Origin of the sequence: Ligaoa zhengdingensis (genome assembly GCF_014384885.1) — a bacterium.
Lineage (GTDB): Bacteria > Bacillota > Clostridia > Oscillospirales > Ruminococcaceae > Ligaoa > Ligaoa zhengdingensis.
This window is the reverse complement of record NZ_JACRST010000032.1, coordinates 1-18,860: the sequence shown is the minus strand read 5'-3', so window position 1 is coordinate 18,860 and position 18,860 is coordinate 1. Positions and strand designations below refer to the sequence as shown.

Sequence of the window (18,860 nt, the reverse complement as noted above, 5' to 3'; positions counted from 1 at the left end):
AACAGATTCTATTTTGGATTCAATACATCGGAGGAACGGAAAAAGCGCAGAAAAGCAGAGCTGTACTCCATGAGTGAGCAAGTCAGCACCTTCTTTTGGGATGAAGCCCCGCAGCATGGATTGGAAATGCGTGAAGGGCAGCAGGATATGTCTTTTGAGATTGTGGACGCCCTCATAAACGATCAGCATTTTGCGATTGAAGCTGGCGTGGGCATTGGCAAGTCCTTTGGCTATCTTGTGCCGGTGCTGCTGTACAGCAAACGCATGAACAAGCCGGTCATCATCGCAACCTCGACCATTGCGCTTCAAGAACAGCTCTGGCGCGATGTCCACGCGGTAATGCCCCTTCTTGGGCTGAACAGAGATGTCATCCTCGCGAAAGGACAGACCCATTATCTCTGCAACAAACGCGCAGACGAGTATATGTGTGACCCGAAAGCAGACCCACCGGACGCGCTCAAAGAAGGAATCCAGCAGGGGTATGAGGAACGCAAGGATTTCCCGGAGGTTTTGCCGCAAGGCGTCTGGGACAAGGTAAACGTGCAGCGGTTCAGCATGAAGAATTGCGGCTCCTGCGAAAAGAAATGCAAGTATTACAAGGTCCGTGCATCGTTAAAATACACGGACGGTGTTGTTCTGTGCAATCAGGACTTTCTTACCCAGCATCTCATGAAACTACGACGCGGGCAGGACGGACTGATTAACGCCGCCGCTGATCTGCTTGTCGTGGATGAAGCGCACAACTTGGATGATAAGGTGCGGAGTGCCACAACGGAGCGTTTCGGGCAAGGTATGCTCTTTGGAATGATTAAAAGCGCATTCTATGAACTGCGACCCTCTGACCAAAGCAGTGTGTCCGGTGAAAAGCGAGAGGCAGAGAGCGCAATCATCGCCTTCTATAACTGCCTGAAAGCACAAGTTCAAAAGCAGATCGACGATGCAGATCAGGATATGCGCTACGCTGACCGCTTTTTCTTTGACCAAAGCGGCAGTGCGATTGAACTGCTTACCGAGATGAACGCCGCCATACACAACCTTTCGTCCAGCATTCAGATTTATTCCAGCATGGATTTCAGAAACAACCGTTCCTTTGCTGCCTCTGATGATCTGGATGCCGTCAGCGAGTCCCTTTCAGAGCTTCTTGACCAGATAGATGATATGCTGATCTGGATCGAGCAGCACGGCAGCAACACGGAACTCGTCTATTGCCCTAAAAACACAAAAGAAATTGTGAGCCGCCTATACTTCAATGGTGATGAAAGAACCATCTTGACCTCTGCCACGCTGACGAACGCCACGAGCGGGTCTCTGGAAGAACAGTATTCTTACTTTATCAGCAATACCGGCTTTCCCGCTGGTGATCGCGGCTGCTTATCCGAGCCAAAGCCTTCCCCATATCCATACGATGAACACGCCATGATCTACTATTGCGATGATCTCCCGCACCCGACCAGAGAACATGAAGCCTTCATTGAAAAGGGCGTGGAGCGACTGCTTGAGATCCTGAGCATTTCCAACGGAAAGGCACTCGTGCTGTTTACGGCGAAAACCGATATGGAGGAGGTCTATTCCATTCTCAGCCAGAAGAACCTTCCGTATAAAATCCTGATGCAGCAACCGGGATCGTCGCAGGACAAGGTGCTGAATGAGTTTAAGGAAGATACGAACTCCGTGCTTCTGGGGACGGGCGCATACTGGGAAGGCATCAGCATTGAAGGAAAAAGCCTTTCCAATGTTATCATTTTCCGGCTTCCGTTTCCTGTCCCCGATCCGATTATCGAGTATAAGTGTTCCGTTGCTAAGGATGCTCTGATGGATGTTCGCGTTCCCGAAATGATTATCAAACTCAAGCAGGGTATCGGGCGATTGATCCGTAATTTCACAGACACAGGCATTGTTTGCATCATCGACCGAAGACTGCGGGACGAGCCGCCAGAACGCTATCATGACATCACATGGGACTCCCTGCCTATCAAGAATCGTACAAGCAGTCTGGATGAGCTAAAAAGGTTTTACGAAAGTCTGCCCTCAGCCAAGGAATGATGATACAAACGGCAGTCTCTTCGGAAACATAGAGCAGCCCCCAAAAAACGAGAATCAGAAAACGGAGGTGTATCATGATGTACAATGAAAATCTGCACGAAGAAGAACGACATTTGATCCAGCAGATTGCCGAACAAACAGAGAGAGGAAAAATCGACTGGGAACTGACAGAGTACAATCCGCTGTCATTTCTGAACGAGGACAAGATAGACAAAAACCCAGCAGTAATCGGTCAGTCTTTCTCCTTTGAGGCAATCATCGGCGGCTCTCGTTACGAACTTGATGTCATGGAGAATATTGATGTGCCGTCTGGTATGGGAGACTACACCATAACCTTGACGCGGGATGAAATCGAAAATTATCTTAAAATTGAGGATGCGCTTTCCTTTGACTGTGACCGCTATGAATGCTCGCCGGAGGAAGTGGCAGAACGATTTGCGGATAGCCCCATTGTACGTCTCTGCAACGCCATCATTCCCACCACGCTTGAGCAGGAGGATTTAGAAGAGGTCTTCACATGGGCAAGGTTTTTCAACGAGGTCGGGATTTCTGCAAAGCTGATGAATCATCCGCTGACCAAGCTCTGTGAAAAGCTGTTCGACGAACACCGTCTGATGGACTTCCATCGCTGCGTCTTGGATGTGGACTATCGAAAGCAGCTCCTAAATGAACTGGCTCATAACTAAGACACGGAAAAACGCCCCCGACACTGTGCCAGACGCACAGTGCCGGGGGCGTTCCCGTTTCCAGCGATTTATTTTTCTCTCGGCAAGGGACCGTTCATAAGGTGACACTTCACGTTTTACGAAGCCGCGAAAATTTGATGTGTTCCGTGGAGATGTTCACTGGGCAGCATACGCCGTACACGTTTCCAATAATCACTGAGCAGTGCAATGTGTATTCACTATCGGGAAATACTTCACGGTTTTCACAACGCTTGATTCAGAAGGGGGATTTTTGCCTTATTCCTGCGTGACTTCAAGGGAAGCCGGATTGATGACGATGATGGACTTGCTCATTTTGTGGGCATATCTCACGGTATTCCCGGTACCGCTGGGGCATCCATTCCATACTGCGAGAATATAATCGGCGTGATCGACCATGTACCGATTTCTCTTGTCCATGCAGTCCGGCGTGTACTCCCGTTGCAGCATGGTCTCCTTGTCACACTTTGCCGCGATATTATAATACCGCTCCCGTGAAGCCACAGACCATTTGATCGCTTGTGTCTCACAAGGGATTGCACTTTCCAGAGTAATGTGAGGGTATTTTGATTTCAAATCGAGTACAATTTCCGCAGCGTACATATCGACGCCAAGAGCCATGCCGGTAATAAAATGCGTGACGCCCTCGTTCTCGATGAGTGCTACAATCTGATCCCGCATAACAGATTTCAAAGAAGTACAACGCTTATCGGATTCATCAAAGCCGAACGGAAGACTCTGCGGTCTATGACCGGTAAACGCACAAGTCTTGCCTTGAACGGATTGCTTTTCAGCTTTTTGAGCAGACTTTCTAAACTCAATAATGCGCGACATGACACCCCTTCTTTCACTCTTTTGGTAGGTAACTCCATTCTATCACCCTCATCACGGACAGTCAACGCATTATCGTTAGTAAAATCAACGACGGCGTACCGTGGATAATGACACCGCCGTTAGGTACACTAAATGCAAAGGTGGTGAGGCAATGCGAGAGAAGAAGGACATCAATATTGAAATCGGCGGCAATATTCAAGTGGCAAGAGAACGGGCGGGCTATACGCAGGACACGCTCTCAGAAATGCTTGGCATGACGCCGAATCACCTGAGTGCCATTGAGCGTGGTGCATCCGGTATCTCTCTTGAAGCCTTGCAACGTCTTTGCCGTTTGCTCGGCGTCAGCGCAGACCGAATTATTTTTGGGACTGACGATCCAGAAGCGGAAGCCCTTGCGCTTGCCAGACGTATTTCGGACATAAAGCCGGAATACCGGCAACAGGTTCAAGAGCTGCTATCCGCTATTTTGAATATGTCATAAAAAAAGAGCCTCTGCCGACACCCAAAACGGGCATCGACAGAGGCTCTTGGTTCGTTTTCCGGGCATTCAAACAAGTGCCGAAATCGACACTTATTTCCGCGCTAAGGATGAAACCGCGCAGGGAATACAATCACTTAGGTTGGTCAATTTGCGTCGCTCTGAGGCTTGCAATCACAGGCTTTTTCGACCCCTAATTGTCTACTCTGCGCCCCCTTCCGGGAGAAGTGCGGACAGGCGATGAGATCCGCACGGAAGCTCTGCTTGCAGCTATGGACGCAGCGGACACAGAAGCGGTTATACTTCCGGCGTCCGCTGTCTCCGATGAAGAACGACCACTCCTGCCGCCATTTCTGACTTCTGCTCACAGCTCAATCTCTCCTTTGTGCTTTTGGGGAGGGCAGCATTCCTTCTGCTTTTCAGCCTTTGCGGACTTGAGCCTTTCCATGATGGAGGACTTTTCGCCGGTTTCGGGGGCTTTGACCGCTGCGGTCTTGTCCTCCTTCGGGCCGTTGTTGATGATCCCATCAATCATGCCGTAGTCATCCTCCATCGACATCTCCGCCGCCTTGAGGTAGTTTTCCTTCTCAAGAGCTGCCATCCAGCTTTCCTTGCTGATACCGAGCATTCCGCCCTTTGCCGCATGATCGGCAATCTCTTTGGCATCTACGCACAAGCCCTCGGTGTTATCGGAATAGAGACGGTAAACCTCGCAACCCTTCTCCAAAGCCTTCTCAGCCGCCTCCTGACCGGCGGGAAGAACACCAGCCCATGCGTGGCCGTAGTCCTTCATATCCTGAACGGAGAGCGCGGGATCGGGCATTTCCGGCACTTCCTTGACCTCAAGGTCGAGAAGGCGGAGCGTGTCATCGTCGAAGCCGTTGTAGACATCATCAAGGACGAGCTTGCCGCGCTCATCGACGATGATGCAAGCCGCCTCATCGCCGTAGGCGTCATGCTCCATCAAATAAAAGCTGTGACCGCCGACCTCATGCTGCTCAATGGTGTGCCACGTCCCGATGTGACCGGCAACCGCCAGACCGGAGGTGTCGGCATTCATCTCAAAGTCCTTCTGCTCGGTAGCTTCCTGCTTCTGCTGCTCCTTCGAGATCATGGGGATCGCAACAATCTTATCGCCCAGCTTGACAAACTGCTCCGGCACTTTGAAGAGGTCAGAGAACTTCTGCATCTGCTCTACGGTCAGAGAGCCGAAGCTGTCATCCGTCAAGCCGACCACCATGAATGTTCCGGCAACAACATCGTAGATGTCACCGTCCTCATCACGCAGAGCGCGGTTCAGGGGCAGACCTTCCAGCTTGCCTTCCTCGTTGCAGACTAAGGCAACCGGGTCTTCGTAGGGATAAATTGCCTCGATGCAGCCGCCGACCTCATGCTGCAAGGACTTGAGATCCGAGTCAATCTCCTTCACATAAGGCTCCTTTCCCGGCTCAACGACGAGAACGGCGATGGTGCTGTCACGCTCGGCGTCTTCCCCTGAGCCGGTGATCCGGTATTCGTCGGGAATATCGTCCAGCTCACCGTTAAACTGTCTGTCCCAGCGTTCGCTTGCGACGCGGACATAGCCTTCATCGGTGAAGCGTCCCTGTTCATCATAAGCGATGTCGTGACCATAGCGTTCATAGTCGATGTAGTCTGCCAGAGGACCGAGATCATTTTCGGAGTAGATACCGGCTTCGTTGGCATAGTAATAGCCGAGGTCATATTCGTCGTTGATACCGGGCATGATGTCGTAGCAGTCCAGATTGAACGTCAGGTTGATGAGATCGTCGATGTCGCTGACCTCATCGCAGCCAGCCTCCATAATGGCAACGAGCTTTTCCTGATCGCTCAGGGAAAGCTCGTCAATCAAGGCGGCGAGGTAGTTGAGCTTATCAAGGCTCTCGTACTCGCCAAGCATCTTCTGGACGCCGTAGATCGGGCATTCGTAGTCGGTAATAAACCACTCTTCATAGGGCTGACCGAACTCATCCTGCTTGCCGATCCCGATACGCTCAAAAACCTTCTGCATCTCTTCTTCGGTGGTGGGCAGTTTCACCCACTCACCGACCAGCATACCCTCGTTGTATTTGCCAAGGTTCGTGACGAAGGCTTCAAAATCACCGTCTAATACGGGCATAGGCATCCTCCTTTCAGTCATCTACCATGCCGTCCGGCATGATATACAGTTCCTCAAACTCCGCGTCGGTCATGGCTTCGAGCTTCCGGACGGTCTTATACATCAGCTCTGCGATTTCGCCGTCCATGTCGTTCAGGGTAACGCTCTTCATATCGTCGATCAGCCGCTTCCGGCTGGACGTGTTGAAGCAGCACATGAGGTTGAGTTCTTCTACGGTAAAGTTTTTCATATCAGAGTTCCATATCCTTTCCTTTTAATTTCTGTGGCTTCGGTGTGCGGGGCGGCTGGGCTTTCTGCGCGGATTTCAGCTTGTCGCGGATGGATTCGCGGGCAGCGGGCTTCTTCGGAATGGTGTCGTAGATGGCAGTCCCGGCATCCTCCACATAGGAGCGAACATACTGGATACTTTCAGAAAAGCGGATGGGGCGGTTTTTGTCCTCGATGTTGGTCAGTCGGACTTCATCGGCAGCAAAATCAACCGCGTCAATTCTGCACTTGATTCTGTCCACATTCAGCGTTGCGCCGACAGGAATGTAATCTGCGGCTTTGAGTTCCTTGAAGGTCTCGCCGTCCTTGCTGAGAAAGACATCCGCGCCGGACTGCCAGAGCTTCTTTGATGCAGCTACCCACGCAGCTTCACGGAAGCCGGTCACCGGCATGGAGGGCTTGCCGCGCACCTTCTTCTCAAGGAGCTTCGTGCCGAGCAAGGGCGCGGCTTTTTCCGCGTCCTTGCCGTACAGCTCAAAATAGCCGTTCTGAGCAAAGCAGACCAGCGCGTCGGGATGAGCCTTTTTGACCGCCTCGTACTTGCGGAGTTCTGCAACGGGCAGAGAGGCAAGCCCCTCCATCCTCTCCGCCTCCGGCAGTCTGTCACGGCGGCTTTTCTGCTTGGACAGCACTTCCGCCAGAGCATCCGCGTCCTTCGGGAGCGTCTGGTGGGTTTTGACGCCGCCATGCTCACCGACCAGAGATATTGCTGCATCGAAGCTGCTGCGGCAGGGGGCTTCCAGCACAAAGCCGTCTGCAAAGGTCAGCCGGTCGTGATCCGGCGCAACCGAGTTCTGCGCCACATTTGCCGCCTGTTCCCGGTAGTTGATCTCAAAGACATCTCCGAAGACCTTGCCGCGCTTAACGGCTTTCGGGACAATGACACGAGCAATGCACTCGTCGTAGGTCTGTTCCGCGTAAAAACGGAAGGTGTTGTGATCTCGCGTTCCCTGAATAAAGACTTGATTTTCATTGAGGCAGTGCGTCCCATGCGGACGGCAGAACCACATCAGTGTCTTGTCTTCGGGATTCTGGCTTTCGGCGGCGCGGCGGATGATGCGCTTGTCGATGTCGAAGTCTTCCTTGTAGCTGTCTACATGACTGTCCACGAGCTTCTGCAGCTCCGCAATGATGTCAACGTCTGTGTATTTCTTCATGCGTCTCCTTTCTCACAACTCCATGTCGTGCGTTTTGGATTTGACTGGGGACTTCTTCTCCGGCTGCGTTTTCGCGGCAGCTTTGAGCTGATCACGGATGGAGGGCTTTTCCTGTTTCTGCTCCTGCTTGACGTATTCCAGCGTCGGCATCAGCTCACGGTAACAGCCTTGCGTTTTCCGCGTCGCATGACGGCGATGGATTTTGAACAGCGGCTCACCATTCTGCGTGACCGTGTTTCCCTCGATCCTGACGCCGTTCCGTGCCAGCAGATTGAAGGAATGGTTAGAGGCGCGATAGGACGCCCGCATACCGTCGTTGTTATAGGCAATCTGCCCCTTGAGCGTGTCCATGACTGCGGCTTTGATCTCTTTCTCTTCGGCAGTCAGGCGATGTGCTTTCGGTGCTTGCGCGGCTTCCTCCGGCAAGGGAGCAAAGGGAGACTTGACCTCCACGGTTTTTACCTCAATCGAGGTGATCTCATCGTTCTCCCATGCAACGACCTCCGGGTCTCTTTCCTCTGTTTTCTCAGAAGTGACTTCCTTCTCAGGTCCGGTCTGCTGGCGGAACGCATCGACGAAAAGTGCCGTCAGTCCGGGATTGGGTTTATCCACAAGGAAGCGGGAGGCGTTTTCGGGGCAGACATCAACGGTCTTCGCCCATTCCTTGAGGGGCTGCGGAATGCGCCCGTCGAAGTCTTTCTGCTGAATGGTGTTTGCAAGGACATACCGGACGCGCTCCGGAGAGAACTGCTCAAGGACACTTTTCACGGCGGCATCCGCATCCAGCCGGTTATCTCCGTAGTTGGAGCTGATCGCCGCCTCAATCGCACGGCGGCATTCCACGTTCGCGGCGAGAGAGGCACGGTATGACTCCAGCTCACCGGCTTCATAGGCGTAATTCGCCGTCTCGCGGTAAATGGGTACTTCCGGCATCGGCTCTGCGGGCGCTTCGGTATCTTTCTCTGCGGACTGCGCTTTCTCTGCCAGCAGTACCTTGAGCTTGGCGTCAATGCCCTCGATCATTTCAGCCGCCGTCTTGCGGATGGTGTCCAGAGAGCTTTTCAGTTCCTTGGTTTCCTTACCGGAAGACCAACCGGCGATATAACCGAAGGAGTAGTCCGAGGTTTCAATGCCGTATCGCTGGCAGACCGTGTAGGCTACACTCTCCGCCTCAACCTCCTTGGTGTGACGATCCTTCTTGTCTTCGGGTGCGGTTTTCTCATCCGGCTTGACGGTGTGAAGCTTTGCGTGAGCGATCTCGTGAATGGCGGTTTTGACCGTCTGGATTTCGCTCATGCCCTCCTGAATGGCAATGCGGCTTTCAACCGGAGAGAAGAATCCCTTTGCGCCGCCCGGAATGTCCTCAAAGGAAATGGGGACGGGCGATTCCTGCTTGAGTGCATCGAAGAACGCCTCGTAGTTCTCGACGGTGCCTTTCAGCTCATCGACGATGATGTCCGGAAGCTCCTTGCCGTCCGTCTGAGAAACATCAAAGACGCTTACCACCTTGAAGGCGGGACGCAGAACCTCGACCGTCTCCGTGACAGCATTTCCGTCTGCGCCGATCACCGGCTTCTGCGTCAGAGGGTCAATCTTCTCGCGCTCTTCCTGCGCCTTGTACGGCGCGGGTGCAAGAATCTTGATGCCCTTTTCGCCCTTCATGACCTGACGGTCAAAGTTGCGCTGCCACGAGGTATAACCGGCAACGTAGGTTGCCTCCGGCTTCTGCATCGCAATGAGCAACGTGTTGTTGAAGGAATAGTTGTAGAACTTGGACATCGTGCGGAGATATTCCTTGAACCGCTCGGATTCAAACAGCTCCTTGATGCCCTGTTCCAGCTTGTCCGTAATTTCGCGGACTTGCTGTGCATTTTTGTTTTCAGCCATCTCAAACCTCCATTTCATGTTTGCTTCGGGGAGAAGAAAACCCCATCTGAGATTTGCTCAATAAACGAGCCTTTACCTCAGACGGGGTTTCTCTGCGTGTCAGCCGACGATGAAAGATGTTATCCTCCTTCTCCCATTCAATCAGTCTGTCAAACAGCTCCGGGTGTTTTGTAATCATGTGCAGCAGCTCTTCATCGCTTGCATTGGGACAGAACCAGCAGCCGTTTCTCCGGCAGTGACCGTAGATCGGGGAAAGCAGCCCGTAATCCTGACAAAGCTTGTAGGCGTCCGCCTCGGTCATGCCGTATTTGGCAAGCAGACTGACCTTCGTTACTCCATCCAGCCGAGCAAGGCGTTTTGGCTCATCCTCCGCGATGCCGACATAGCTCACGGTGTCCGGCGAGAGTGCGGCATTGTACTTGCGGACGGGCGGGATTTTGCAGTCCCGATTGACTGCACACATACCAGCCCATGCGAAGCCGCGAACCTCGCCCTTATGCGGTCCACGGGTGATGACATGATGGAATACGTCATCGTAGGTCTTGTCTGCATGGAGAATGGTGAACTTGATGCCCAGTTCCTTTTCACAGAAGGGCTTGAGCCGGTCATAGATGAAGTCCCGGTGTTCCGGGACTTCACCGCTTGTGTCCTGATCAAACATGACTTCGCTGAAAACTGCCTCGTCCAGCGGATCCTTGTGCTGTGCAGCCAACAGGAGTGTCGCTACGCTGTCTTTGCCTCCGCTGCAAGAGGCAACATACTTCGGACGGTTCATCGGTCAAACTCCATCTTGAAGCTGACGTATTTGCCGCCGCTGTCATCCAGCCGGATCACTGCATCGTAGAGCTGGGGCTTCTTCGGCGTGTAAAGCCCGGTCACGCGGCACCAGCCCTTGTCCAGCAGCTCCTTTGCAATCCTCTTGGTCAGCTTCTTTTTCTTGCTGGAAAAGAACTTGTTGTCTTCCCACAGGCAGAAGGAGCAAGCCTTGTTCGAGCAGTAGAAGTTGCCTTTGCCGACATAGACCGGAGAACCACAGCGGGGACACTTGCCGATTTCCTCCTTGCCCGTGCCGAAACGCTGGGCTTCGGCATCGGAGAGAAACGGGTAGGCTTTTACAAGATCGCCGGTCATCCGGACAATGCCGCTGAGGAATGCGTCTGCATCCGCATTGCCGCGCTCAATCTCCATGAGCGTGTTTTCCCATTCCGCCGTCATTGCGGGAGAAGTGATCTGTTCCGGCAGGACGCAGACGAGGTTGCAGCCGTCCTTCGTGGGAATGAGGGATTTGCCTTTACGCTCTGCAAAGCCGGATTTCACCAGCTTTTCAATGATACCGGCACGGGTCGCGGGAGTGCCGAGACCTTTCTTCTCAGTGTCATCGTCAAACTGATCGTTTCCGGCAGTCTCCATTGCAGACAGGAGCGTGTCTTCCGTGTACTGCTTCGGAGGTGTCGTGAAGTGTTCGGTGACGCTGGCAGACACACCATCCAGAACATCGCCCTCGTGGACTTCGGGCAGGGACTTCACGGGATCGTCCTTTTCCTTTGTCTTGAGGGATGCCTTGAACAGCTCTTCGACGGCTTTCCAGCCGTTTTGCACGACGGTTTTGCCCTTGGTTTTGAACGCATAGCCCTCGCAGGAAAGCGTGATCTGCGTTTCTGCGTATGTGTGCTTCTCGCCGGTCGCACACAGAAGGCGCATCCCGACAAGATTGAGGATTTTCTGTTCCGACTGAGGGAGAGCGGAAACATCCTGCTTTTCAAGCTGGACGGTCGGGAGAATGGCGTGGTGATCCGTGACCTTGCTGTTGTCGGTTACGCGGGCAATGTCCGGCGTAATCGAAACGCCGGAGAAAAGCGGAAGCTGGCGGCATACGATAGAAATGACCTGACGAGCGGTGTCCTCCATATCATCCGTGATGAACTGACTGTCCGTGCGCGGATAGGTCAGGAGCTTCTTTTCGTAGAGCGTCTGAACGAGATCGAGTGTCTGCTGGGCAGTGAAGCCGTAATATCGGTTTGCCTCGCGCTGCAAGGTGGTCAGATCATAGAGCTTCGGAGGATTGACGGTCTTCGTTTCCTGCTTGAGAGAAGAAACGACGGCTTGCTTTTTCTCGCAAGCCGCCGCAATTCTCTTTGCTTCCTCTTCGGTTTTGACCTTTTCCAGATCGACGGTCAGATCGCCATTGCCGACGTGGACGTTGAAATACTTCTCCTTCTGGAACGTGGAGATTTTCCCGTCACGCTCCACCAGCATTGCAAGGGTCGGCGTCTGGACGCGCCCGACCACCAGCTTCTTGTGATAGAGCGTGGTGAACAGGCGGGTGCCGTTGATACCGACAATCCAGTCTGCCTTCGAGCGGCTGAGTGCCGCTTCATAGAGACGGTCATATTCCTTGCCGTCCCGGAGATGGTTGAAGCCTTCGCGGATGGCGGAGTCCTCCAACGAGCTGATCCACAGACGCTTGAAGGGCTTGGTGCATCCGGCTTTGTTGTAGACCAGCCGGAAGATCAACTCACCCTCGCGTCCTGCATCGGTTGCGCAGACCAGCTCGGTGACGCGCTTGTCCTTCATGAGAGTGGACAGCACCTTGAACTGCTGTGCTTTGTCCTTTGTGACCTCGAACATCCAGTTTTCCGGAACAATGGGCAGATCGTCATACCGCCACTTGGCATACCGCTCATCGTAGGAGCTGGCGTCTGCCAGCTCCACCAAATGACCGAAGCACCACGAAACGATGTAATTGCCGCCCTCCATATAGCCGTCCTTTCGGGACGTTGCGCCCAGAACCTTTGCGATGGACTGGGCAACGCTGGGCTTTTCAGCAATGACTAAGATCAATCTTCATCACCATCCGTTTCAGCATCCTCCGCAATCTGCGGCTCATCATCCTCGTTGATGTACGGCTCTTCTTCGTAGCCTTCATCATCAAAGAAGTCCATATCTTCATCCTTGGGCTTTCTGCCCCTGACGAACTTGATGTAGTAATAAGCTGCACCCGCAGCACCGGCAAGAACGAAGATGACGAGGATCACGCCGATGTTGGATTTCTTTTCGGGTTTAGGGGCGGGAGCATCGGTTTCCGCATCCTTGTCCGGCTCAGGTGTAACGGGGGCTGTGCCGGTGCATTCGCTCATGTTGGTCTTGCAGACCGGGCAGTCGGTGTTGACCTGACCGGCAGCACATTTTTCTTTGCAGTTACAGGTGGTCAGAGCCGCCGCAGTGTCATCATCCAGCAGCGCAAGCAGGTCGCTCTCATCGACCATGTTCAGGAAGTACGTCTGATACTGTTCCTCATCCTCGTTGATGGGCGCATCGTAGTCGATGACAATGAAGAAGGTGTTGCCGTTCTTTGTCTGAACAGTGATGAACTGCTTGTTGGTTGCCTTGTCATAGAGCAAGTCGCGGGTGTGGGCGTTGCCCTCATCGTCAATCGGCTCACCCTTCGGCTTTTCCGGCGTGGGAGTGACTGCGGGCTGCTGTTCCGGCTGGGTTGCCTCCGTAACGGGAAGGTTCTGTTCGGTGTCATCGGCATAGGCAAACGCCGTGACCGAGAAGCAGGACAGAACCATGACGCAGACAGCAAGGACGGTCAGAAAACGAAACTTCTTACGCATTGTCGATTACCTCCGTATTTTCAGCGGGCTTGGTGCCGCCCTTCATGGAAGACAGGAACACCATGATCTGATCCTTGTCCATCACCATAGAGCGCACGGTATTGATGATTTCAAGGTTTTCCAGCTCTGTCTTCTTGTCGTACAGCTCCTTGAGCTGCCCTTCGATTTCTGATTTCTTCTTTTCAGCCTTCTCAATGTCGGAGAGGACTTTCTGATACTTGGGATTCATGAAATAACTCCTTTCTTTTAATAGGCGGGTCTTCCGAAGGCGTAGAAATGCTGCTGCCAATAGGAAGAGTTGATGGATGTGTACTGAATGGGATCGCCGCAGTGGATCATGACCCCATCACCGACGTAAATGCCGACGTGAGACACGCCGGGGGTGTCATACGTCCCGACAAAGAAGATGAGATCACCGGGCTGTGCATTCGCCTTTGAAACCGGCGTACTGATGTTATAAAGTCCCTGTGCGCCCAGCCGCCCGGTGTTCACAAGCCCGCTGTTCGTGAGAACGTAGCTGACAAAGCCGGAGCAGTCAAAGGATGTGTCGGGATTGGAGCCGCCCCACACATACGGATAGCCGAGATACTTTTCCGCCTCGGTAATCAGCGTTGCAAACTTCTCGTCGTTCAGGTATTCCGGGTTGACATCGTAGTCGGCGGGAGGATTTGTGATGTACTTGTCCACATAGGGAGAGTCACCGAACAGATCCTCGCGGTTGCCCAGCACCGACATATACGTTGCGTACATGGAAAGCTGTTCCTGAGACATGATGTAGACCGGGACGTGGGAGAGATTGAAGTTTTCGAGCTTCACGTTGCAGATGTAGTAGTCATACGGGACGCGGTAGGTTTCCGTGTGCGTGTTGCCGTCTGCGTCCGTCCATGTGTCGGTTTCCGTGCGGTATCTGGTTTCGATGATGACCTCTTCGGTGAGGATATACTGCTTTTCAAACAGCATTTGGAGCGTACCCTGCACCTCATCCAGCGTGAACTCGCCCTCATGGAGAGCCGAGAGAATGGAGATCAGCACATAGGGGTCATGCTCAATATCATCCAGATCGAAGTGGTATTCATCATAGCTGTGAGTGCTTTCGTAGGTGTCGAGATAGCGTTGCAGCTCTTGCTCCATTTGGCAATACTGCGCCTCCGCGCCCAGCATCGCATCATCCTCGCTGAGATAGGAGGAAGCGATAACCGACGAGCCGGTAGAGGTGAGCATCGAACACGAGCTGATTCCGGCACCGAGCAACACGAGAAGGGCAATTCCGACGCCGATCCAGATAAAGACCTTCCTGTTGTTCTCAAAGAACTCCTTGAGCTTGTCGGACACCTTTTCGCCGAGCTTCTTGCCGGTGCTTTTTGTGGCAGTCCCGGCAGTCTGAGAACCGGCATTCCGTGCAGCGGCATATTCCTTCTTGATGTTCTGCTTCTGGTAGTGCTTGTTCATGTTCTGCTTCTTCATCTCAGGATGCTCCTGCTGATTTCTCTCATATTGGAGCTTCGCATCAGCAGCATCCGCCTTGTGTTCCAGCTTGGAGACCTTCTCGTAGGGCTTGTTGACGCTTTTTTCTCTGTGATGACTGAAATGCCTTGCGGCGGTCTCCGCGACAATCTCCGTTTTGTGCGCCCCCTCGACCGCCGAGTTTTCCTGCTCGACCTCATGGATTTTGCCGTGAATGCCGGAAGCGAGGGTGTCACCGACCTTGCGGACGGTTTTGTCTGCCTCGAATTGCAGCTTACCTTTGCTCTTGGGCTTTTTCAGCTCATCCTCAAAATGAAGGCGGGTTTTGCCCTTTCCGGTCTCTTCATCAAAGACGCGCTCTTTCTTGAGAACCTTGTGCGTGGGCAGCTTCTCACGGGCGGCATCCAGACGCTCATGCGCCTTCTCGGACTTCCTTTCGAGCTTCTGCATCCGCTTCGTGGGCGGGACGGCATCGTCCGAGACCGGCTTTGCGGAGGAAGTCTCCGCCGCTTGGGAGAGAACGGCATCCGCGTCAACTGTTTCAACCGCCGAGGTCTTGCGCAGCTTGTGGGTGACAACCGTTTCAGCAATCACCGTGCCGGTATGAGAAGAAACGCCGTGCTGCTCCAAAACAGGGGGCTTGAACGGAGTCTCTGACACGGGCAGCGGTTCGGGTGCATTCTGGGGTGGATTTTCTGCCTTTTTCTCTTCTGTGACGGACGTTTCCGAGGGCGGCTTAGTGTCGTTATCCTCGGTGTGTTCCGCCTGAAACTGACGCTGTTGACGGCGCATCTGCACCTTTTTCTGTTCCTCCGCAGAAAGGGCTTCGGAAGGTGCGGCTGTCTCAACCGGCTTGACCAGCTCTGTATCTTCCAGCCGCTTTGACACTCTCTGCCCGGTGCCAGCCGTCAGGTTTTCCTCGACCGCGCCCTCCCGCGTTATCCGCAGAACAACCTTGTCGCGGGCTTTAAGCTCCGGTTCCTTGGACATCAGATTTCACCTCCAATCCGCTTGTAGGCAAGCTCGGTGTACGCCGGATTCAGCTCGATGCCGATGAAATGACGCCCCATCTGTGAGGCAACCATGCCGGTTGTGCCGCTTCCCATGAAGGGATCAAGCACAATACCGCCTTCGGGACAACCGGCAAGAAGGCAGGTTTCAACCAGCTTCGGAGGGTAGGCGGCGTAATGACCGCCCTTGAAGGGAACGGTGTTGATCTTCCAGACATCGCGCTTATTGCGAAGCGGATTGATGTCTGCGTCCTTGATCTCACCATGCTCACGGGGGCGGTTGATGGACTGCGGCTGAGGCTGACCGGGAACGGGCTTGCCGTATTTGTTGCCGCCCTTCATGCCGCGCTTGAGCCGTTCCGCCGTTGCGGGAGCAATCGGTTCGGAGATCGCCTTGTAGTCAAAGAAATACTTCTTGGACTTTGAGAACAGGAAAATATGCTCATAGCAGCGGGCGCAGCGGTCTTTGACACTCTCCGGCATGGGGTTATCCTTCATCCAGATGATGTCGTTGCGCAGATACCAACCGGTATCACGGAGGGCAAAAGCCAGCATCCACGGAATACCGATCATGTCCTTCGGCTTGCAGCCCTCAACCTTGTTGTTGAGAGCCACAGCCTGACCGTTTCTGCCGTTGGGGTTCTTCGGGTCAATAAAATCACCCTGATTGCCCTTTCCAGCGTAGGTGTCCGAGATGTTCAGCCAGAGCGTACCGTCTGGGCGTAAAACGCGCCTGACTTCGGTAAACACTTCCGTCAGGCGCGAGATATATTCCTTCGGCGTTGTCTCTCTGCCGATCTGAGCATCCATGCCGTAATCGCGGAGCGCGTAATACGGAGGGGACGTCACACAGCAATGAACGCAGTCATCGGGCAGGGCTTTCAGGATTTCAAGGCAATCGCCGGTATGAATGATGTCAAGCTCTATAAAAACCAGCTCCTTTCTTCGGATTTGAGCGCATATCAGTCGGAGTAATACTCGTCCGGCTCGTAGTCCTCGTCTTCCATGAAGTCCTCGTCGAGATCGTCAATCTCGTCCGCCCAACGGTCGAAGATTTCCTCTGCTTCCTTCGCTGCCTCACGATAGAGGCTCAGGCGGTTCTTCTCGAAGGCAGCGAAGGCGGGGACGAACTTGCCAAACTCGCGGATTGCCTTCACATCCTGCGTGCGCATATCTGCGACGCACTGAATGATTTCGGACATCGTGAGCAGATCGTCGATCATCAGCTCATACTTGTCCTTGGGGATAGATACGGCTTCATCATCCGCCGCGTCAGCAAACGGGGTATTCTCGTCGCTGTTGCTGCTTTCGGGAACATCAACCTTGAAATAGAAACCGATCATATCCACAGCTACCTTGGTCATAATCTGACGCGCTTCCTTGACCTTTTCGTCGATGTCCTCCCTCACATGGAGGTAGGCGCGGTGATGCTTCTTGAGATCGCTTTCCAGTCGGATCAGATCGGTCAGCTCCCACAGAGCCTTAAACAGTGCGGAGGTGTTCTCTCCGTATTCGATAGCGTCCGCGTAGGGAATGGTAATCATCTTGTTGTTCATATTCAAAAATCCTCCTATCAGTTCTGTACGGTTTCTTCGGGTTTGGTAGTCATGATGCGGTAAAGCTGGGTGTCCTTCGGGAAATCGTCCTTGAAGGGAACGATGGTCGAGCCATAGAAGATCAGCCCCTCACCGGCATTGGAATTGGTGATGTAGTTCTGCTGGCTGGGAGAGATGTTCAGCGCCTTCGAGAGAATCTGCCGGTCGCCGGATGCCTGATTCAGAAGGTAGACAAAATCCGAGTTTTCAAAAATGTTCTCCACTTCACGGGACGCAAGCAGATCCTTGACGTTCTGCGTGATTCCGGTCGGAATGCCGCCCCATTTTCTGAAACGCTTCCAGATTTCCACGCTGTACGCGGCGGTCTGTTCCTCTTTCAGCAAAAGGTGGAACTCGTCCATGTAGTAGCGCGTTGCCTTATGCTGGGCGCGGTTGATGGTCACTCTGTTCCACACCTGATCCTGCACGATGAGCATTCCGAGCTTTTTGAGCTGCTTGCCCAGTTCCTTGATGTCGTAGCAGACAAAGCGGTTGTTGACATCCACATTCGTTCTGTGATTGAAGACGTTCAGAGAGCCGTGAACATAGATTTCGAGGGCAGTTGCGATGCGCTGTGCCTCCGGCTCCTTCTGATTTCTCAGAATGTTGTAGAGGTCTTCGAGGATCGGCATTTTCTCCGGCTTGGGGTCTGCAAGGAACTCCTGATAGACCATGCGGACGCTGCGGTCAATGATGGTCTTCTCAACCGGCTGCAAGCCGTCCTTGCCGCCGACAATCAGTTCACACATGGAGAGGATGAAGTCGGATTTCAGCGTCAGCGGGTTTTCCTCTTCGGAGTAGTTCGTGTTGATGTCCAGCGGATTGATGTAATCCGTGCTGACCGGCGAGATGCGGATGACCTGACCGCCGAGCTTCTGCACGAGGGGGAAATACTCGGCTTCGGGGTCGCAGACGATGATGTCATCCTCGGTGATGAGGAAGGCGTTCGTCATTTCACGCTTGGCGGAGAAGGACTTACCGGAACCGGGCGTACCCAAAATCAGCCCGTTGGGGTTCTTGAGCTGCTTGCGGTCCACCATGATCATGTTGTTGGACAGCGCATTCAGCCCGTAGTAGAGAGCTTCGCCGCCCTGAAAAAGCTCCTGCGTGGTAAACGGCACGAAAACCGCCGTGCTGGAAGTGGTCAATCCGCGCTCAATTTCCACCTGATTGATGCCGATAGGCAGAGAGGACATCAGCCCTTCCTCCTGCTGGAAGTCGAGACGCTTGAGCGCACAGTTGTACTTCTGGGCGATGGCGGCGGTCTGGAAGACGGCGTTTTCAAGCTTCTGGCGGTTGGTTGCCGTGTTCATGATGAGGATGGTCACAAGGAACAGTCTCTCGTTGCGGGTCTGGAGATCCTGCAACAGACGCTTTGCCTCACCGCCAAAGGTGGCGAGGTCGGACGGGATAATGTCCATATCGTAGCCGGAGCGGACTGCCTTTTTCTGCTCTTCAATCTTCATCTTGTCGAGGTCGGTAATCTTCGATTTGATGCTCTTGATTGCCTTCGCCTGGTCAATCGTCCGGATATGAAAATTGACCGTAATGTTGCTGTCCATCTCAAGGAAGTCGGCAAGCATACGGTCATTGAGTTCCGGCGCGAGGATTTGCAGGAAGCTCACCGCGCCGATGGTTCTGCCCATCTTGAAGCACTTGCCTTCACG

General features: G+C 53.5%; 16 protein-coding genes. 3 read left to right on the top strand and 13 right to left on the bottom strand.

The window, feature by feature from the left end; genetic code table 11:
- Together H8711_RS12240 and H8711_RS12235 are read left to right on the top strand one after the other, a co-directional pair.
- On the top strand, positions 1-2,043 hold a 2,043-nt coding region (locus H8711_RS12240), incomplete at its 5' end, for an ATP-dependent DNA helicase (RefSeq protein WP_249283726.1).
- Between the two features lie 74 nt (positions 2,044-2,117).
- A complete protein-coding gene (locus H8711_RS12235) occupies positions 2,118-2,729 on the top strand; it encodes a hypothetical protein (RefSeq protein WP_249283725.1) in 612 nt (203 codons plus the stop codon).
- Between the two features lie 276 nt (positions 2,730-3,005).
- Here the strand turns inward: H8711_RS12235 and H8711_RS12230 are convergent, their stop codons facing one another.
- Positions 3,006-3,581 (bottom strand): SLOG family protein, encoded by a 576-nt coding sequence (locus H8711_RS12230; protein ID WP_156072748.1) that lies wholly within the window; start codon positions 3,579-3,581, stop codon positions 3,006-3,008.
- Between the two features lie 151 nt (positions 3,582-3,732).
- Here H8711_RS12230 and H8711_RS12225 point away from each other — a divergent pair, with 151 nt between their 5' ends.
- On the top strand, positions 3,733-4,062 hold the full coding sequence (locus H8711_RS12225; protein WP_249283724.1) for a helix-turn-helix domain-containing protein: 330 nt from the start codon (positions 3,733-3,735) through the stop codon (positions 4,060-4,062).
- Between the two features lie 361 nt (positions 4,063-4,423).
- Here the strand turns inward: H8711_RS12225 and H8711_RS12215 are convergent, their stop codons facing one another.
- From H8711_RS12215 to H8711_RS12160, 12 genes are all read right to left on the bottom strand, one after another.
- On the bottom strand, positions 4,424-6,196 hold the full coding sequence (locus H8711_RS12215) for an antirestriction protein ArdA (RefSeq protein WP_249283722.1): 1,773 nt from the start codon (positions 6,194-6,196) through the stop codon (positions 4,424-4,426).
- Positions 6,197-6,209: 13 nt separating this feature from the next.
- Positions 6,210-6,425, bottom strand: coding sequence for a transposon-transfer assisting family protein (locus tag H8711_RS12210; RefSeq protein ID WP_008982715.1), 216 nt, complete (start codon positions 6,423-6,425; stop codon positions 6,210-6,212).
- 1 nt (position 6,426) lies between these two features.
- Complete coding sequence (locus H8711_RS12205; protein WP_249283721.1) at positions 6,427-7,620, bottom strand: MutS N-terminal domain-containing protein; 1,194 nt, start codon at positions 7,618-7,620, stop codon at positions 6,427-6,429.
- 12 nt (positions 7,621-7,632) lie between these two features.
- Positions 7,633-9,507 (bottom strand): DUF3849 domain-containing protein, encoded by a 1,875-nt coding sequence (locus H8711_RS12200; protein ID WP_249283720.1) that lies wholly within the window; start codon positions 9,505-9,507, stop codon positions 7,633-7,635.
- A 1-nt stretch (position 9,508) separates the two neighbouring features.
- The gene (locus H8711_RS12195; RefSeq protein ID WP_249283719.1) at positions 9,509-10,282 is read right to left on the bottom strand and encodes a phosphoadenosine phosphosulfate reductase; all 774 of its coding nucleotides are present in this window, start codon (positions 10,280-10,282) and stop codon (positions 9,509-9,511) included.
- Complete coding sequence (locus H8711_RS12190) at positions 10,279-12,348, bottom strand: DNA topoisomerase 3 (RefSeq protein ID WP_249283718.1); 2,070 nt, start codon at positions 12,346-12,348, stop codon at positions 10,279-10,281. The genes H8711_RS12195 and H8711_RS12190 overlap by 4 nt, the downstream gene beginning before the upstream one ends.
- Positions 12,345-13,124 carry a DUF4366 domain-containing protein gene (locus H8711_RS12185; RefSeq protein WP_249283717.1) on the bottom strand — a complete coding sequence of 260 codons (780 nt, stop codon included), beginning with the start codon at positions 13,122-13,124 and terminating at the stop codon, positions 12,345-12,347. Before H8711_RS12185 ends, H8711_RS12190 begins: the two co-directional genes overlap by 4 nt.
- Complete coding sequence (locus H8711_RS12180) at positions 13,117-13,353, bottom strand: DUF4315 family protein (protein ID WP_117452843.1); 237 nt, start codon at positions 13,351-13,353, stop codon at positions 13,117-13,119. The genes H8711_RS12185 and H8711_RS12180 overlap by 8 nt, the downstream gene beginning before the upstream one ends.
- A 17-nt stretch (positions 13,354-13,370) precedes the next feature.
- Positions 13,371-15,578, bottom strand: a complete 2,208-nt coding sequence (locus H8711_RS12175) for a C40 family peptidase (RefSeq protein ID WP_249283716.1) — start codon at positions 15,576-15,578, stop codon at positions 13,371-13,373.
- Entirely contained in the window at positions 15,578-16,408 is an 831-nt protein-coding gene (locus tag H8711_RS12170) for a DNA-methyltransferase (RefSeq protein ID WP_249283715.1), read from the bottom strand. The genes H8711_RS12175 and H8711_RS12170 overlap by 1 nt, the downstream gene beginning before the upstream one ends.
- Positions 16,409-16,560: 152 nt before the next feature.
- Positions 16,561-17,154: a nitrogen fixation protein gene (locus H8711_RS12165; protein ID WP_249283714.1), complete on the bottom strand. Its 594-nt coding sequence runs from the start codon at positions 17,152-17,154 to the stop codon at positions 16,561-16,563.
- A 17-nt stretch (positions 17,155-17,171) separates the two neighbouring features.
- Positions 17,172-18,860 (bottom strand): VirB4-like conjugal transfer ATPase, CD1110 family (locus H8711_RS12160; RefSeq protein WP_249283713.1); only part of this gene is annotated, 1,689 nt, incomplete at its 5' end.

What these genes read in the sequence shown, in the direction of transcription:
- H8711_RS12235 (WP_249283725.1), top strand. Translation starts at nt 2,118, where the DNA reads ATGATGTACAATGAAAATCTGCACGAAGAAGAACGACATTTGATCCAG.
- H8711_RS12230 (WP_156072748.1), bottom strand. Translation starts at nt 3,581, where the DNA reads ATGTCGCGCATTATTGAGTTTAGAAAGTCTGCTCAAAAAGCTGAAAAG.
- H8711_RS12225 (WP_249283724.1), top strand. Translation starts at nt 3,733, where the DNA reads ATGCGAGAGAAGAAGGACATCAATATTGAAATCGGCGGCAATATTCAA.
- H8711_RS12215 (WP_249283722.1), bottom strand. Translation starts at nt 6,196, where the DNA reads ATGCCCGTATTAGACGGTGATTTTGAAGCCTTCGTCACGAACCTTGGC.
- H8711_RS12210 (WP_008982715.1), bottom strand. Translation starts at nt 6,425, where the DNA reads ATGAAAAACTTTACCGTAGAAGAACTCAACCTCATGTGCTGCTTCAAC.
- H8711_RS12205 (WP_249283721.1), bottom strand. Translation starts at nt 7,620, where the DNA reads ATGAAGAAATACACAGACGTTGACATCATTGCGGAGCTGCAGAAGCTC.
- H8711_RS12200 (WP_249283720.1), bottom strand. Translation starts at nt 9,507, where the DNA reads ATGGCTGAAAACAAAAATGCACAGCAAGTCCGCGAAATTACGGACAAG.
- H8711_RS12195 (WP_249283719.1), bottom strand. Translation starts at nt 10,282, where the DNA reads ATGAACCGTCCGAAGTATGTTGCCTCTTGCAGCGGAGGCAAAGACAGC.
- H8711_RS12185 (WP_249283717.1), bottom strand. Translation starts at nt 13,124, where the DNA reads ATGCGTAAGAAGTTTCGTTTTCTGACCGTCCTTGCTGTCTGCGTCATG.
- H8711_RS12180 (WP_117452843.1), bottom strand. Translation starts at nt 13,353, where the DNA reads ATGAATCCCAAGTATCAGAAAGTCCTCTCCGACATTGAGAAGGCTGAA.
- H8711_RS12175 (WP_249283716.1), bottom strand. Translation starts at nt 15,578, where the DNA reads ATGTCCAAGGAACCGGAGCTTAAAGCCCGCGACAAGGTTGTTCTGCGG.
- H8711_RS12170 (WP_249283715.1), bottom strand. Translation starts at nt 16,408, where the DNA reads ATGGATGCTCAGATCGGCAGAGAGACAACGCCGAAGGAATATATCTCG.
- H8711_RS12165 (WP_249283714.1), bottom strand. Translation starts at nt 17,154, where the DNA reads ATGAACAACAAGATGATTACCATTCCCTACGCGGACGCTATCGAATAC.